5 protein-coding genes are annotated in these 17,652 nt (G+C 70.5%); all 5 read right to left on the reverse strand.

Features of this window, described 5'->3' with window-relative positions:
- Positions 1 to 37 precede the first annotated feature (37 nt).
- Positions 38 to 1,138 (reverse strand): TIGR04552 family protein, encoded by a 1,101-nt coding sequence (locus D7X12_RS01055; RefSeq protein ID WP_120623399.1) that lies wholly within the window; start codon positions 1,136 to 1,138, stop codon positions 38 to 40.
- An 86-nt stretch (positions 1,139 to 1,224) separates the two neighbouring features.
- Complete coding sequence (locus tag D7X12_RS01060; protein ID WP_158619917.1) at positions 1,225 to 1,752, reverse strand: toxin-antitoxin system YwqK family antitoxin; 528 nt, start codon at positions 1,750 to 1,752, stop codon at positions 1,225 to 1,227.
- 188 nt (positions 1,753 to 1,940) lie between these two features.
- Positions 1,941 to 2,825 (reverse strand): hypothetical protein, encoded by an 885-nt coding sequence (locus D7X12_RS01065; RefSeq protein ID WP_120623401.1) that lies wholly within the window; start codon positions 2,823 to 2,825, stop codon positions 1,941 to 1,943.
- 233 nt (positions 2,826 to 3,058) lie between these two features.
- Complete coding sequence (gltJ, locus tag D7X12_RS01070; protein ID WP_120623402.1) at positions 3,059 to 5,170, reverse strand: adventurous gliding motility protein GltJ; 2,112 nt, start codon at positions 5,168 to 5,170, stop codon at positions 3,059 to 3,061.
- A gap of 136 nt (positions 5,171 to 5,306) precedes the next feature.
- Positions 5,307 to 17,582, reverse strand: coding sequence for a tetratricopeptide repeat protein (locus D7X12_RS01075; protein WP_120623403.1), 12,276 nt, complete (start codon positions 17,580 to 17,582; stop codon positions 5,307 to 5,309).
- Positions 17,583 to 17,652: the final 70 nt, after the last annotated feature.

Raw genomic sequence — 17,652 nt, forward strand, 5'->3', positions numbered from 1 at the left:
CCTTTCAAAAACAGGGGTTCTGGCAACGACCGAGGGCTTAACCTTGTCGTTTCGGAACGACCAATCCTCGGCTTAGTCGATTGAGCACTCGTCGCTTCTGTCGACGCTTGTAACTCTCATGGGCATTGTCTCCCAATTCGTTGCGTCGGGCTGTCTCCTCATCCGCAATCTGGAACTCCACCAGTGCGAAGGAGACTCGCCCCTTCCTGGGGCGAACGTCCTCGTCGGGAGGCGGCAAGTACGGATCCATCCGAAGGGGGAGATCTACGACGAAGTTGAGAACCTGGTACGAGCTGCCCGAGAACGCGTTTCCCGTTCGGTCCTCACGGTCTTCAAAATCACGGTCGAGGTGAAGCTGTGGGATGAACTGCTCGAAGTGGGGGTTATCCGCGAGCAGCCCCTTGAACGGCAGCAGCGTGTTCTCCGTCTGCCCCGGTACGACGAAGTTGAAGGGGAACAGACGCTGCGTGAGGAAGTAGAGCACAGGAAGTAAGTCCGCCCGTGTCCGGGTAATGACCCGGAACCGTGTGCGGTCGTAGACCTGGGCCGCCACGGTCTCCTTCTTCGCGTTCAGCTTCGTGATCAGCGAGTCACGCGTCTTGATGGAGTGCGCGAACTCCACGATGGGGAGCCCTTGCTTCTTCATCTCCTCCGCGACGCCCAGGACCTTGTCCGTGACCATCGTGGCCAGTTCTGCCTCGGACGCAGCCAGACGGAAGAGGAGATCGCGCCCTTCAATATGCTGGATGACGTGCATCACCTTGAGGACGATGCAGGCAATCCGTCGGTAGCGAGCGAGGCCCTTGGCTCCCGACGCGAAGAGGAAGAGGTCGTGCAGTTCCTCAGGCTGGGCCACCGCGTCCGCGACCCTGTAGTCAAAGGTCTTGCGGAGGTACTCCACGGCATCCGCGAGAACAGTCCGCGCCCAGGCGTCGTCAAAGGGCCGCGACACGTCGAACTGGCAGAGCCGGAGGAACCGGTCCACCTCTTCGCGTGACTGGAAGTGCATTCGCCGCCAGTCGATGACGGACCCGCCCCGCAGGATGAGGCGGATGCGTTCAAGCTCGCGCAATCCCATCTGCTGCACCGTGCAGATGGGAATCGAGGACAGAACGGGAGCTAGAGAAGGGGCCTTCACCCCTACGTTCCTACTCGGACCGAAGGCCGAGGGAAAGCCCCTCGACGGCCTCCCTCGCGGGACAGGAAGCCGTCTTGGACATCAAGCTACTGCGCCGAAACCGGCCGCCCGTTTTCGAAGCGCTGCGTGCTCACGAGCTGGCCATTTCGGTACTCGGACTCGGCGACCTTCTGCCCGTTCTCAGCGAAGGCCACTGCCACACCATTCTGCATTCCCTTGGCCCAGCGCTCCTCGGACTGCTTCTGCCCGGTGACAAAGAAGTGCGTCCGGCGGCCGTTGTAATTCCCGCCCGCGAACTCGATCTCCTCCGTCTTCACCCCGTCGGCGTTGAAGAAGGTCCAGAGGCCCGACTGAGCGCCATCGGTGTGCTGACCAACAGCCTTCTTCTGTCCGTTCGGGTGGTAGCTGACGTAGGGGCCGTGCGCCACCGGCAGACTCTGGTCGGTCTTGTTCTTCACGCAGAACACGCCGCGGTCCGTCATGGTCGCACGGCCACCAAACTGCTTCGTCCCCGCCGGGCAGGACAGCTTGACATCGTCAGCCTGGTCGGCAGCCAGAGCAGGGCTCCCCACAGCCAGGCACAGGGCAAGAACGCGGAACGTGACTTTCGACATGGTCTTTTTCTTTCCAGAAGTTGGGAGGTATCTCGAACTTCCACTCAAGAAAACGCGCGGCATCCGAATAAATTCAAGTCGCTACCGGGCATCTAGACGAAGCCCCCAATGAGTGAGGCCCTGCTCCCGAGGATCGGAAGCAGGGCCTGCTGGACTCGAACAGCAGCCCAGTTGCTCACTGAAGGTGCTTACTTCGTCAGCGTCGCGCAGTAGCCGTTGCCGCCCGTGAAGTAGAAGCCGAGCACAATCTGGCTGTCACCCGCGGCGGTGCAGAGATTGACCGAGAGGGAGGCGCTGCGAGCGTCGGCCGACCGCTGGTAGCCATTGCTGAGCGGAACACCATTCAGCTCGCTGCCATTGGTCCGGACGTAGAAGAAGCCGTTGAGCCCTTCCTTCGACGTGGGGAGGTCCGCATTCTTGGAGTAGAACGAGACGCGGGCCTTCACCGTCTGCGACGTGGTATCCGTGCCGCAAGCCGTGCCAAAGATCTCCTTGGTCACGTTGTAGATGACGTAGCCGGTACCCGTGGCCGGGTCGAAGCTGGCGGCCGGCTTGCCCTGAAGATTGGAGCAGGTCGGGGCCGGGGGAGCCGAGCAGGTGCCGCTGTAGCAGGCCGAACCGTACGCGCAGGTCGACTTGCCATCGCCGGAGCAGGTCGTCGCGGCAGGCTTGCACTGACCGGTGGCCGTGTCGCAGGTGTTGCCGGTGCCGCACTCGGTGTCAGTGGTGCAGCCCGTCGTGGTTCCCGGGGTCTCGCAGCGCTTGGAGACGGTCCCGCAGACCAGGGACGTGGAGTCATCCTCGTTGCACAGCTGGTTGGTCTTGCACTGGCAGACCTTCGCCGTGTTGGTCGCACCCGCGAGCGGGGCGCACTCCTTCTCGGTGTCGGGGCAGTCCGAGGCGCTCTCGCAGGTCTCCATACACACGCTCGCCGCCGTGTTGCAGAAACCGGAGGCGCAGTCGGTGTCGGACGAACACGTCTCCGGCGTCGTCGCGTCATCGCCACATGCCGTCAGGGCCAGGCTCATCGTGCTCACCGCGGCGAGCATCACCATCATCTTGCGAAGCTGCATTCGGAACTTCCTCCTGGAATGGATACGTCCACCGGAGCCTCCGGCCAAAACTCCAGGCCCCGGGTTTGAAGTCGAGCGGCTTTAGTCCCCTCGCTCCAGACGTGTCAACGAGTGTCGACGGACCTCCCAACGCACCGGCCCGGAGGAAATTCACTGTTCACGAAAGCGCACAATCCTGGCGCACTTCGCAGCGACATTGCCGTCATGCCTGACGGCAATGTCGCTGTTTGACTTCAGAACGTGAACGGGAAGTCGATGGGGTCGCCCTGCTTCTGGTGCTTCGGGAAGGACCACCCCTTGATGATGCCCGTGATGCACGTCGCCATGTAGCTCGAGCGGAACTCGTCCGTGCGGCACGACACGCTGGTCGTCTTGCCACTCGTCTGGACCGTCCAGCGCATCACCAGCTTGCCGCTGAGCGACGGGTCCTTCTGCCGCTGCTCGTTCACGCACTTCATGATGGCCGGCTTGTTGTTCAGCACCACCTGCATGATGTCCGACTGCTGCAGGCGCTCCAGCGTGCCGCCTCCCGGCTCGGGCGGGACGTACACCGTCGACGTCTTGCCCGCGGGCTTCGTGGTGGCGGCCGGCTTCTTCGTGCCGAACAGCTCATCGAAGTCGTCGTCCCCTCCCCCGGAGCTCGATGAGGACGTGGCGGCGGGCTTCGAGACCGTGATGGCCTCCTCGTCCGCCTGCGAGGACCCTCGGCTGCCTCCGCTGCCGGAGCCCGTACGACGCTGGGTACGAGGCTCCACCTTCGCGACCGCCGTCGCCATGTTGGGCGTCGACGCCGGGGGCTGCACCGCCGCGGGCGGCGGCGGCGTGACCGCGGCCGGAGCCGCTGCCACGGCGGGCGCGGTCGTGGGAGGCGTTCCCACCGCTGCGGGCGTCCCCGCCGCCGGGGCTCCCGCCACGGTGGTGGCCGGGGCTCCCGCCGCGGGCGCAGCGACCGGCGCGGTCGCCGTCGGCGTGGCCGCAGGCTGCACCGCCGCGGGGGGCGGAGGCATGGGAGGCAGCTCGGGCTGGCGCGTCGGCGCGACAGCGACCTGGGCGGGAGGGTCCACGGGGCGCTCGGACGAATTGCCTCGCGCGACGTAGACGACCGCGGCGCCCGCGATCACCAGCACGCCCGCGGTCACCGCCACCAGCATCCCCGTACGACCCTTGCCGCCGCCCGCAGGCGCTGCCACCGGCGGCGGATAGGCCGCGGGATAGCCCGGAGGCGGATAGCCCTGGGGCTGCTGCTGCCCGTAGGGCATCTGCGCCTGCTGCTGCGGATAGGCCTGCTGCTGGGGCGCGTACTGCTGCACGGGCTGCTGCTGCGCGTACCCCTGCTGCTGCGGATAGGCCGTGGGTGCGGCCATCCCCGACGCCGCGCCCATCATGGCCACCGGCATCGCCGGGGACGACTTCGGCTCCGGCGGCGGCATGGGCACGTCCAGGAGGCGTGCCTGCGACACCGGCTCGCGCTCCAGCGAAGGCGCGGGACGCGGAGGCGGCTTGGTGAGGGCGTCGTTCTCTTCCTTCACCAGCGAGGCCAGCACGCTCGCGGCAGAGGGCTTCCAGCCCACCGGCTCCTCGGACGCGGCCGACGCACCGCCCAGGCCCGGACGGGAGTTGCCCGCGCTGAAGGCGGACTCCACGGGGCCTGCGGGAATCGTCGGCGACGACGCAGTGACGGGCGCGGGAGCGACGATGACCGGCTTCGCGGGACGCGGCGCCAGCACCGAGGCCAGCTCCGCCGTCTCCGAGAGGGGAATCCAGTCGCCGAACCCCGAACGCCAGCAGAGGTTGTCCGGGCCCACCTCGCCCCGATCCCAGGCGTCCTTCACCTTCTCCACGGACCAGGGACCGACCTGCTTCTCGTCGATGGCGACGTACCACTCATGCGACGCGGCCTTCGCGTCGTCCATGGTGGACTCGGCGGCCTCGGCCTCGGCGAGCTTGCGGACCGTCTCCGCCTTCGCGGCCTTCACGGCCTCGGCCTCCGCGTCACGGGCCTGGATCTTCTGCGAGCCCGTGCTCAGGACCTGGTCGAAGACGGCGCCAATCTCGTCCTCTTCGACGTCGGTGAAGAGGCCGCCTTCGGGCGGGGTGCCGAGCGTGGCGGGAAGCCCCGTCCCGGACGACTCCACGATGCGCGGCGCATTGGAGTCCGGCGTGGCGCTCTTGGCTTCGGTGGACGCGGGGGTGTCCGCTCCTCCCTCCTTCGCCGCGGACGCTCCGGCGGGCCTCACCAGGATGGTGTGACCACACTTCTTGCAACGAAGCTTGACCCCCTTCGGGCCAATCTTGTCGTCGCTGATCATGTACTGGGCGCGGCAGCTGTCGCAGACGAAACGCATCGTTCCCGTAAGCCTCAGAAATGACGGGCGAAATCCCGTCTGAATCGTAGAAGTGGCGACAGGCGGAGATCAAGGACGCCTGCCTTGAACGCCCGCCTGCTTTCAACGCGTGAACCCTCGCGTCGGTCTGAGGGCCCTACTTTCGAGCTTGCACTTCCACGTGTGTGCCAACAGCCACACGCAGCTCGTGGAGGTCCTCGGAGGTCGCGAACACCAGCAACTCCCGCAGCTTGGTGCGGGACGCGACGCGGAATGACGACCCCGTCTCGCCCTGGACCATGCGGCGTACGGGCTCCAGCTCGCCCGCAGCGAAGAGGCCCGCGCGCGACGCGGTGAGTTCCGCGCCCTCCAACCAGGTGCGCACATCCTGCGGCGTCGCCGTGGGCAGGTAGGCCCGCGCGACCTTCGCGAGGGCGGCCCGGTCCGGCTCGCTCAGGCTCTTCTGGAGCAGCTGCCGCTCGGCGTCCACCAGTCGTGGATCCACCGTGAAGCGCACGTTGCCCACCACCAGGCTGAGCGCCGCCTGCACCACGGCCTCCAGCCGCTCGGGCGCGACGCGCTGGCTGAACGCCAGCTCCGGACGGGCCAGGGCCAGCGTCCTGCCCAGGAGGTAGTACACCTCCTTCTGTCCCTGCTCCGCGAAGTACTTCCCACCCACACGCACGCACGCCGGATGCGTCTGGAGCAGGTCCACGTTCACGAGCGGTTCGGGGGCCGGTTCGTTGGAGCGCTTCGCCAGCCGCTCGCGCGTCGCCACGAGGAACGGCGAGTACAGCTCCACCGCCTCCATGCCGAAGAGCCGCGCGACATAGCGGTAGTGGTTGACGTGGTACTCCTGCGCGGTCGCCACGTCGATGCGGTGGCGCTTGGGGACGAGCTGGTACTGCGGGAACGGCACCGCGTACAGGTGCCCCGCCTTCTCGAAGAGCAGGCCCAGCAGCTCCGACAGCGGCCCGCGCACCTTCGGGTGGAAGAGCGCCGTCTGCCACAGCCGGTCCGTCAGCGGACGCTGGGCCAGCTCCTTCTTCTTCGCGTAGGGCCCCAGCTTGGTGAGGATCTCCTGCTCGTCCTCCCCTGCCTCACCCAAGAGCCCGGACACGGCCTGGGCCGCGAGCCACGCGGCGTCGTAGTCCTTGCGCACCGCGGACAGCCGCACCAGGTGGCCCACCACCTTGCGCGGGTTCTCCGTGTTCGGCAGCGCGCGGCGCAGCGCCACGATGGCCTCTTCCTCGCGGCCCGGCATCTGGCCGGCGACCTCCGCGAACATCTCCTGGATGACCGGATCCTCCGGCATGCCCTTCGCCGCGACGCCGTAGGCCGCCACCGCGCCCTCCGGGTGCTTGAGCACCTGGAGGTACAGGTCACCCAGCGCGCGCCACAGCGTCATGCGGGCCGGGTGCGTGTCCGGCGTCTTGGGCAGACGCGAGAGCATGCGCGTGTAGTTCTCCTCCAGCACCTTCCACTGGCGCGCGCCGCCCAGCAGCGCCTCCAGCGCGCTGAAGGCCTCCACGAAGCGGTGGTCCAGGTCGAGCGCGGCGTTGAAGGCCTGCGTCGCGCCCTCCACGTCCTTCAGCTCGTCGCGGCGGATCTCGCCGAGCGCGAACCAGACGCGCTTGGCCTTGTGCGGCTCCGACGTGAGCGCGGGCAGGGCCAGCATGCGGCCCAGCACGTCCGCGGCCTTCTGGCCCTGACGCGTCTCGCGCAGCAGGCGGTAGAGCGCGTCCATCACCTCCGGCGCCTCCGGCTGCGTCTTGAGGGCGCCGCTGAACGCGTCGATGGCCATGTACGGGTCGTGCAGCTCGTCGCGCGCGATGCGCCCCAGCTCCAGGTAGACCTTGACCTTCGCCTCGCCCTCCAGGCTGTTGACGAGCTCCTGGCGCAGCTCCGCGGACTTCTCGTAGCGGCCCGCCTTGTCCATCAGCGTCACCAACGCGCGCAGCGTCGGCTCGTGCTGCGGATCAATGGCGAGCGCCTTCTCGAAGTGGTTCTGCGCGCGGTCCGCCTGGCCGAGCGCGGCGTGCACGTCACCCAGCTGCCAGTAGACCTCCACGACCTCCAGGTCCGTCAGCTCCTCGCGGTGGTGGATGAGGATGGTCTGGAAGACCTTGAGCGCGTCCTCGTACCGCTTCGCCTGCACGAGCAGGTTGCCGTAGCCCTCCAGCGCGGGCAGGTACGTGGCATCCAGGCCGTAGGCCTTCTCGTAGGAGCTGAGCGCCTTGTCGCGCCGGCCCAGCTTCTCCGTCACGTAGCCCAGCCGGTACAGCTGGCGGCAGAGGTCCTGCGCGATGGCGGCGTCCTTCTCCGCCATGGCCTTCTCCGCCATCTTGCGCGTGACGATGTCGAGCATCCGCTCCGCCGCTGCCCAGTCCTCCCGCGCGATGTAGACGTCCGCCAGCGGGCGCGCCGCCTCCAGGCTGTCCGGGACGTGCTTGAGGGCCTCTTCCCAGTAGTGGGTGGCCGTCTCGCGGTCCTCGCGCGTCTCCGCGTGGTAGCGCGCGACGTCCAGCAGGGCGCGGCCCTTGGCGGCCGGGTCCTCCGTCTGCTGCGCCTCCTGCAGGAGCGTCTGCTCGTAGCCGCCCCAGTCCTTCTCCTGCTCCTGGATGCCCTTGAGGGCGCGGATGGTGGGCAGGTGGCCCGGATCAATGGCGAGCGCCTGCTGGTACGCGGTGCGCGCGCTGGCCATGTCCGACAGCATGTCCTCGTTGATCTTCCCCAGCCGGTGCCACAGCTCCACCGCCACCGGATCCGTGCCAACGACCTGCGCTTCCTTCTGCAGCATCTCCAGCGCGAAGGGCCAGTTGCCGCTGCGCTCGTAGAGGTTGCCCAGCGCGTGCAGCGCCTGACGGGACTCGGGGTCCGTGGCGAGCGCCGCGTGGTAGCTGTTCACCGCGCGGTCCACCACCTTGAGCTGCTGGTACTGGACGTTGCCGATCTCCACGTACAGCTCCGCCTGCTCCTGCGGACTCGTGGCGAGCGCGAGCTGGCGCTCGTACGCGGCGATGAGGTCCTCCCACCGGGCCTGCGCGCGGCGCAGCCGGATGAGGGACTTGATGGCCGGCACGTTCTGCGGGTCGATGGAGAGCACACCCTCCACGCACGCGTCGGCGTTGGCCGGGTTCTGGTACGTGTCCTCCCAGATGGTCGCGCTGCGGAAGAGGACGCGGACCTTCTCGCGGTAGTCCTGGCTCAGCTCCAGCATCCGCTCGTAGATGGCGAGCAGGTCCGCCGGCTGATCCAACCGGATGTGCAGCCGCTCCAGCGACTCCAGCGCCTCGCGGTTGACGGGGTCGAACTCCAGCGCCATCCGGAACGCGGACACCGCGGACTCGTCGTCCTTCAGGTCGCGCTCGTAGACGGTCGCCACCTCCACCTGGATGCGCGCACGCTCCTCGGCGGAGGCCGCGAGGTCGCGCGCCCGCAGCAGCGTCATGGCCACGTCGCGGTGGGCCCCTCCGCGCCGGTAGAGCTGTGTGAGGACGCCGAGCGTCTCGAGGTCCGGCTCCAGCTCCAGCGCGCGCAACAGGGCGCTGGCCGCCTCGGTGGGGTCCTCCAGCGTCTCGTCCCAGACGCGGGCGATCTCCTTGAGGATGCCCTTGCGCGCCTCGATGGAGCCCGCCGCCTCCAGCTTCTGCTCCAGCGCGACGACGTACTCGCGGTCGCGGCCGCGCCGCTGGAACACCGCCGCCAGCCCGTCCAGCGCGGTGGCGTTGGTGGGGTCGAACTCGAGGATCTTCCGGAACGCGGCCTCGGCCGCCTGCGGATCATCCAGGCGTGTGTCGTGGATGCGCGCGAGCGTGGCGTACAGGCGCTCCGCGAGCGGGCCGCGTGGCAGCTCGTCCGCGACCTCCTCGTAGACGGCCGCCAGCTCCTCGTGGCTGCCCGTCTCGTCGGCGAGCCGCTCGACCTCCTCGCGCAGCCCGTCCTCCGTCGCGTCCAGTTGCAGCGCGCGGCACAGCGCCAGGAACGCCACGTCCTTCTGGCCCAGGCGCTCTTCCTGCACGCGGGCGATTTCCCGGAGGGCCGCCAGCTTCTCCTCGTCGGTGACGAGGTTTGGCATGTAGCGGTCCATCACCGTCGCGTACGCACGCCAGTCGTTGTGCGTCCGGTACAGCGCGCACACACGCTCGTAGGCCGTGCGGTTGGCCGGATCCAGCTCCAGCACCTTCTCCAGCGCACCCGCGGAGAGCTCGGGCTTGCCGCCCTGCCCTTCCCACAGCTCCGCGACCGTGAAGTACGCGGCGATGGCCGGGTCGCGCTCCTCGGTCTGCAGGTGCACCTGGACCTTGAGCTCCAGGGCGCGCACCGCGTCGTTCCACGCACGCAGCGACACGGACAGCGCGTACACGCGCTCCAGGTCGGAGACGATGTGCGGTTCGACTTCCAGCGCGCGGCGGGCCGCGTCCAGCGACTCCTCGCGCCGGCCCATGCCCGCGAGCACCTCGGCCAGCCGCAGGCGCAGCGCCTTCACGCCCTCGCTGTTCTCCTGCAGCGGGACCAGGCGGCGCAGCACGCCCACCAGCTCCTCGCGCTGGCCCGTCTCGTCGTACAACTCGCGCAGCGTGTCCAGCACGCCGCGGTGGCGTGCGTCACGGTCGAGCGCCGCCTTGAAGTAAGGCACCGCCGCGTCCGGCTGCTTGAGCAGCCGGTACACCACGCGGCCCAGCCGCTCGTTGAGGCGCACCACCTCGCGCGGGTCGAGCGTCAGGGCGAGCCGGCCCTCGAGCAGCTCGCGCAGGTCCTGCGGACGGTCGGCGCGCTCGTACAGCGACTCGAGCGCGGAGAAGACCTGCTCGTTGCGCGGGTTCTTCGCCAGCAGCTCGCGGTACAGGTCGATGGAGCGGCCCAGGTCCGACAGCCCTTCGGCGGACACCTGCGCCATCTTGCCGAGCACGCGGTCGCGCTCGCTGCCGACGACCTTGTCCGCCTGGAGCTTCAGGATGGCGTAGAGCTTCTCGGACGCACCCGCGCCCTCGTAGATGCCCTCCAGCAGTCGCGCCGAGGCGAGGTGGCCCGGCTCCAGCGCGAGGATGGCCTCGTAGGCGCTCGCCGCGCGGTCCGGGCTGTCCAACCGCTCCTGGTAGAGCTGTCCCAGCCGGAAGAGGAAGCCCAGCTTGTCCGCCGTCGTGGTCGCGCCGGTCGCCAGCGCCTCCAGGATACCGGCCAGCTCCGGCCACGCCTCCAGGTGCAGGTAGAGGCGGTCCAACGCGACGAGCGAACGCTCCTGCACCGAGGCGTGCAACGTGCGCGCACGCTCGAAGTAGGACACCGCGCGGTCGGGATCGCGCAGCCGCGTCTCCAGCAGCTGCCCCAGCTTGAGGCACACCTGGGCCGCGTCGGCGGCCTCGGCGATGCGCGGCAGGGCCTCTTCGTAGAGCACCACCAGCTCGTCGTAGCTGCCCGCGACGTCGGTGGCGTTCTCCAGCCGGCGGCGGACCTCCGCGTCGTTCGGGTCCTCCTTGAAGCCACGGTAGAGCGCGAGGAAGGCCAGCTCGCCCTCACCCTGCGTCTCGCGCAGCGTGGCCAGCTCGCCGAGCAGCTGCTTGCGCTCGACCGAGTCCGGGGACACGCCCACGCGCGTTTCAATCAGCTGCGCCAGCCGCTGGACATCACCGCTCGCACGGAAGGCGCGCAGCAGCGTCTCCACCGCGAGCAGGTTCTGGGGCTCGCGCGCCACCAGCGCTTCCATGCGGGCCACCGCGCCCGGATGGTTGGGCTGCACCGCCAGCACTTCGCTGTACAGCGCCAGCGCGCCCACCTTGTCGAGCAGCTTGGACTCGCGCACCGTCGCGAGGCGGAACTTCAGCTCCAGTCCCTCCTCCGTCGGCATCAGCGCGATGCGGCGCGCGAGGACGTCCGCGAGCTCCGGCCAGCGCTCCTGCTTCTGGCAGAGCGCTTCCATCCGCGCGAGCGCGGCGGCGTCATCCGGCTTGAGTTCCAGCAGGCGCCGGAACGTGGCCAGTGCGCCCAGCGTGTCCTTGAGCTGCTCCTCCTGCAACGCGCCAATCTGGAAGAGCACCGTGGCGCGACGCGCCGGCTCCTCCGACAGCGCGAGCTGACGGCGCAGCACTTCCAACAGCTCCGACGGACGGCCCTGCGACGCCACCAGGCGCGCCGTGCCATCCAGCGCCTCGTGGTCCGTGGGCTTGAGCTCCAGGACGCGCTTCCAGGACGTCAGGGCCTCGGCCGGCTCGCCCAGGTCCACCTGCAACCGCGCGAGCGTGCGGTACAGCTCCGCGCGGGCGGCGTCGCCCGCCTTGGGCGCGACCTCCATCAGCACCGCGCACAGCTCCTCCGGGGCCTCCGCCTTGTCCACCAGCGAGACGCACAGCTCCAGCGAGCGCGGATCCTCTGGCAGCTCGCGCAGCGCACGCGTGGCGGAGAGGAACGCCATCTCCGCGTTCTCCAGCGCGGTGGCGTAGATCTCCGAGATGCGGCGCAAGAGCGCGGCCCGCTCCTGCGGCACGGCCTCCGCGGAGGCGCGCGACTCCAGCATCTCCACCTGCTTCAGGTGGTTGCCCACCGACGCGAAGACGGGCTCCAGGGCACTCGCCGCCGCGCCTCGCAGCGGGCTCTCCGAACGCGCCAGCTCCTCCAGCGCGCCCACCGCACCCGGGTGGCCTGCGCGCCGCGCCAGGACCGACTGGTACAGCTCCAGCGCGCCGCGCGGATCATCCAGGCGCGAGACCTTCAGACGGCCCAGGCGCACCCGCAGGTCGGACGCCTCTTCCTGCGCGTCGCGCGCATCCGCCATCTGGATTTCACGCTCGACGTGCTGCGCGAGCTCCGCCCAGCGCTCCATGTCCGCGAGCACGCGGCCCAGGAGCTTCAGCGCGTTGGCGTTCTCCGGACGGCGCTCCAGCACCTCGCGGTACGCCTGCGCCGCCAGCGACTTGTCCGCCAGCGTCTCCTCGGCCAGGTGCGCCAGCTCGAAGAGCAGGTTCACCTGCGAGGCAGGGGTCGGCTCCGCGGCCACCTGCCGGCGCATGACGAGCGCCAGCTCCCGGTGCGCGCCCGTGCGGCGATGCACGCGGGCGATGGCCTCCAGCACCGTCTTGTTCATCGGGTCGCGCCGGCTCACCTGCTCCAGCGCGCGCACCGCCAGGTCGTAGCGCTTCAGGCGGTTGTCGTAGATGGCCGCGAGCCGCCGCCACAGGTCGCCCGCCAGGGGCTCCGCGGGGTCGCGCTCGAGCTGATCCTCGTAGGCCGCCGCCACCTCTTCGAACGAACCCGAGTCCGCCGCGAGCCGCTCCAGTTCGTCGCGCACGCTGGCTTCCGCCGGCAGTTCGTTGAAGGCACGCAGGCGCGCGACGAAGGCGAGCGACGTCTGGCCCAGGCCCTCGCGCAGGATGGCGATCTCCTGAAGCCGCTCCAGGCGCTTCTCCGGCGGCACTCCGGGCAGGAGCACCTCCAGCACGTCCACCAGCTTCCGCGTGTCGTTGAGGCCGCGGTAGACGGGCTCCAGCAGCCGCGCCGCCTCCAGCCGGGGGCCGTCGTGCGCGAGCAGCCGCTCCAGGCCCGCCACCACCTGGCCGTCGCCGGGCGACAGCTCCAGCAGCCGGCGGTAGACCGGCAGCGCCTCGGAGGGACCGACCTCCTTCTCCAGCAACTGCGCGCGACGCAGCAGGTACGCGCGGCGCCCCGGTTCGTCCGGCGCCAGCTCGGCGAGCTGATCCAACACGTCCGCCTGCTCCACGAAGCGGCGCGTCTTGGCGTACAGCTTGTCGAGCGCCAGCAGCCCTTCCGGCACCTTGCTCTGCGCCAGCGCGGAGCGCAGGGCCTCGATGGCCTTCGCGTCCTCGCCCGCGCTCGCGTAGGCCTCACCCGCCTTGAGCAGCAGGCCCAGGCGGGCCTCCGGGTCGGTGGCGAGCTGCGCCTGACGGGCGTAGACCTCCGACAGGCTCTTCGCGTTCTGGCCCTTCTCGTACAGCCGGGACAGCGCCTCCAGCGCCTGACGGTCCTGCGGCGCGTCCGACAGCAGGTTCTTCCAGAGGCGCGTGGCCTCCTCGGGCTGATCCAGGCTCTCGCGCAGCTCCGCCGCGCGGCGCAGCAGATCCAACGCCACCGGGTCGCCGGACGTGAGGTCCACCGCGGCGCTCTCGTAGATCTCCGCCAGCACCTCGTGGCTGCCCGTCTCGCGCGCCAGCCGCTCCAGGTCCGGCCGCACGCCCTCGCGGTCCAGCCCGTTGGCGAACGCCTTCACCGACGCCATGAACGCGAGCGACGGCTGCTGCATGTCGCGCTCGTAGATGCGGCGGATCTCCCCGGCGAGGATGATCTTCTCCACCGTGAGCGCGGACTCCATCCGCGTCTCGCGCAGCGCCACCCGGCGGGCATGGTCGCCCACCTGCTCCAGCACCTTGTCCAGCACCTCCAGCGCCGCCCCGCTCGTGGGCACCGCCGCCTTCACCCAGGACTCCAGCGCGGCGCGCGCGCCCGGGTGCCCCGGGTCCTCGGTCAGGATGCGCTTGTAGAGCCCCAGCGCCGCGTTGGCGTCGTCCAGCTCCGTGCGCAGCAACTCCGCCAACCGGAACGAGACCTCACGCCCCTGCGGGCTCTGGCCCTCCTGGTTGCGCCGGAGCGCGAGCGTCCACGCCAGGTCCTTGGAGCGGTCGAGGTCCGTGTAGAGCCGATCCAACGCGGTGGCGGCCTCGCGCTGCGCGGGGTCGCGCTCCGCGATGGCGCGCCACGCGGCGGCGGCGCTCTCCTTGTCGGTGAGCTTCGTCTCATGCAGCAGCGCGGCCTCGCGCAGCGACACGAGCTGATCCGCCGGCTCCTGCGAGGCGGCGGCCAGCTTCTCCAGCACCTCCGCCAGCGCCGCCCACTCCTCGCCCGCGCGGTGCAAGCGCTGCAGCGCCCGCAGGCTGTCGAGGTTGCCCGGCTCCAGGACCAGCAGCGCGCGCAGGGCCTTCACCGCGCCCGGGCGGTCATCGAGCTTCTTCTCCTGCACCTCCGCCAGCTCGCGCAGCAGCGCCGCGCGCGAGGGGCCGACGTCGCCCTCTTCCGTCAGCTCGACGAGGATCTCCGCGAAGCTGTCCAGCGAGTCCGCGTCCTCCGCGGCCTGACGCGCGGCGGCCCGCAGGCCCGCGTCCGCCGGGGCCATGCGCATCGCCCGTGCGAGCGACGCGAACGCCAGCTCCGGCTGCCGCAGGTGCGCCAGGTGCACCTGGGCCGCGGAGCGCAGCGCCTGCACCCGGCCGGCGTCGTCGCGCGCCACTTCCGAGAGCACGTCCAGCGTCGCCACCAGCTTGCGGTGCTCCTTGGTGCGCTCGTACGCGGGGATCAGCGCCCGCGCCGCAGCCTCGCGCGACGGGCCCGAGGCCAGCATCGCCTCCAGCGCCGCGAGCGCGTCCGGATCCGACGGGCGCTGACGGAGCAGGTCGCCGTAGCTCTGCACCGCCTCCGCGCTGCCGTCCTGCGACCCCTGCAGCAGCTGCGCGCGACGCAGCTTCAGCCGCGACACGTGATCCGCGTCCCCGGCCGTCTCCGCGAGGCCGATCATCCGCGCCAGGGTGTCCCCCAGCTCGCGGTTCATGCCGGCCTTCTCATACAGCTCGGCGAGGCGCGGCAGGTGCCGGCCCTCCTCCGCGCCATGGGTGATGGCGGACTGGAGCGCTTCGGCGGCCTCCAGGGGACGGCCCAACTCGACGTTGAGCTCCACGAGGCGCAGCAACAGCTCCAGGCGCTCCGGCCCGCGCGTGGCGTGGATGCGCTTGCGCAGCAGCGTCTCCGCGTCCGCGGAGCGGCCCGCACGGCCGTACAACCGCACGAGGCGCTGGAGCACCTGCGGCGCCTCGGGCGCGCGCGACAGCGCGGCCTCCAGCGCGGTGATGGCCTCCGCCGCCATCCCGCCCTCTTCCGCGAGCACCGACGCCTCGGAGAGCAGTTGCACGGCCAGGGTCGGATCCTCGGCCTCGGTGGCGAGCGTGCGCAGCACGCGGCCCAGCTCGGCGTGCGCGGACAGGTCGCGCGCCAGGCGCGCCGTCTCCGCGCGTCCCGCTTCGTCCCGGGGCTCCTCGCGCACCATGCGCAGCCGCGTGTCGAACGCGGCGCGGCTGTCCGCGAGCTGCTTCTCGTGGATGCTGGCCAGCACCGTCAGGAGCCGCTTGCGCGTCGCCGCATCCGTCGTGGAATCCAGCTGCTGCTGGAGCGCCGCCACCTGCCGCTGATGATCTCCCGTGCGGCCGTAGTGGTTCGCCAGGGCCTCGGTCAGCGCGACCGTGCGCACGCCTCCGGCCGCCAGCCGCTCCAGGCCGCCCACCACCACGCCGGTGGACACGTTCTCCGCCAGCAGGCCGAGGAACAGGTCCGCCGCGTCCTCCTGACGGTTCAGCCGCTCCGCGTACAGCTTCGCCTGCCGCGCGGTCCACTCGTTGCGCTCGAGCTGAGACTCGGCGAGCGTCGCGAGCTTCGCCGCCAGGGACGCGGCCTCCTCGAACTTCGACAGCGCCACGCACAGCGCCTGGAGGCGCTGCACCGCGCCCGCATCCTCGGGCGCGAGCTGCACCCACTGGCGCACCAGCGCTTCCAGCTCCTCCGGGGACGCGCCCGATGCCTCGCGCCGCGCGATGTCCGTCTCCAGCCGCGTCTTCGGATCATCCGCCAGCGCCGCGGCCGCCTGCAGCGACTTCACGGCCTCGCTCGCCACCGAGTCTCCCGGCACGCGCGAGAGCACCTCGCGCCACGCGGCCTCCGCGCGCACGGGATCCGCCAGCGGGCCCTGGAGCAGCTGCGCCAGGTGCCGCCACAGCGCCACCGCCACCGCCGGAGGCGCCGCCGCCTGCGCCGCTCGCAGCAGGGCATGGGCCAGCGCCGGCTGCGCGTTGGCCTTCTCCGCGTGCTCCACCACCGTGTTGAGCAGGAGCGGACGTCCCGGCTCCAGCTCCAGCGCGCGCGCCAGGACCTCGAAGGCGCCGCGCTCGTTCTCCTGCTCCTCGAACATCAGCGCCAGCGCCTCGCAGAACGCCACGCGCTCGGCGCGCGGACGCGGGGCGAGCATCGCCAGCTCCAGCAGCGGCAGCACTTCCTCCAGCTTCTCGTCCTCCGCCAGCAGGCGCGCCAGCTGGAAGGCCGCGAGCGCGTTGGTGGGCTCCAGCTTCAGCGCCGCCTCCAGGTGCTCGCGCGCTGCCTCCGGATCCTTCAACTGCTGCATGCACAGGTCCGCCAGCCGCAGGCGCAGGCTCGCCTGCTGCGCGCGGTCCTTCACCGTGCCCAGGTAGCGCTCCAGCGTGGCCACCGCTTCCAGGTAGCGCTCCTGGCCCAGCATCAACTCCGCCGCGAGGCTCGCCGCGTCCGCGCGCGAGGCATCCGCCGCCACGGCCTTCTCGAAGGCGGCCAGCGCCCCGGCCGCGTCGTTCATCCGCCCCAGCTTGAGCGTGCCCACGCGCAGCCACAGGTCCACCTGCGCCGTGCGGTCGCGCGCCTCGGCCGCCATCGTCTCCAACTGCACGATGGCCGGCGCGTGGTCACCCGCGCGCTCCGCCATCCGCTCGATGAGCGTGAGCGCTTCAGGCATGCCCGGCCACAGCAGGAAGCAGCGATCCAACGCCTCCTTCACCTTGCCGGCCGACGTCGGGTCGTACCAGGCGAACAGCTTCGCCACGAGCAGCGACAGGCGGGCAGCGCTCTTCCGGTCGCGCTCCTCCAGCGACATGCTGCGCAGCATCCGCACCTTGTCGCGCCACACCTGCTCGAAGCGCTGCATCGCGCGGGTGGCCTTCTCCGCGCGCGCGTTCTGCGGATCCAGCTCCCGCGCCACGTCCAGCACCTGCTGCGCCAGCACGTGCTCGGTGGGGTCGTCCACCAGACGCTCCGCGAGCGCGGCGTACTCCTCCGCCATGCCCGCGTCGCCCAGCGCCGCGCGCTCCCGCTGCAGCGCCTCGAAGGCCGGCTGGAAGCGCTCCTCGCTCAACAGCAACTGCCGCACGCGCCGGAACGTCGCGCGGTCCGGCTTCACCCTCGCCGCGCGCTGCAGGCACAGCACCGCGCGGTCGCGGCGGAAGAGCTTCTGCTCGTAGAGGTCCGCGGCCTTCAGGTAGTGGCCCGCGCTCTCCTCGCCCTGGGTGGCGGCGCCCAGCCGCTCCAGCACGTCCACCAGCGCCGCCGAGTCCTGACGGATCTCATGCAGCCGCTTGAGCCCGCGCAGCGCGGGCATCGGATCCTTCGCCACCAGCAGCGCGCGCTTGAGCAGATCCTCCGCGCGAGGCGCGTTGCGCTGCCGCTCGTGCGCGAGCTCCGCCGCGCGGCACAACAGCCGCGCCGCCTCTTCCGTGGGGACATCCCGCGAGCGTCCCTCGTAGAGGCGGATCAGCTCCTCGACCCGGCCTGTTTTCTCCAGGGCCGCTTCGGTCTCGACGAAGGTGCGGTCATCGGTCACACGCAGCGTGGGACGCGCAGGGGTGGAAGGCAGTTCCATGATGCTCGGGGGCCAGGGGGGTGAATGAAACGAGGGCGCCAGCGGCCGGAGTGTACCGGCCGCGGGCGCC

It is taken from the genome of Corallococcus sicarius (genome assembly GCF_003611735.1).
GTDB lineage: Bacteria > Myxococcota > Myxococcia > Myxococcales > Myxococcaceae > Corallococcus > Corallococcus sicarius.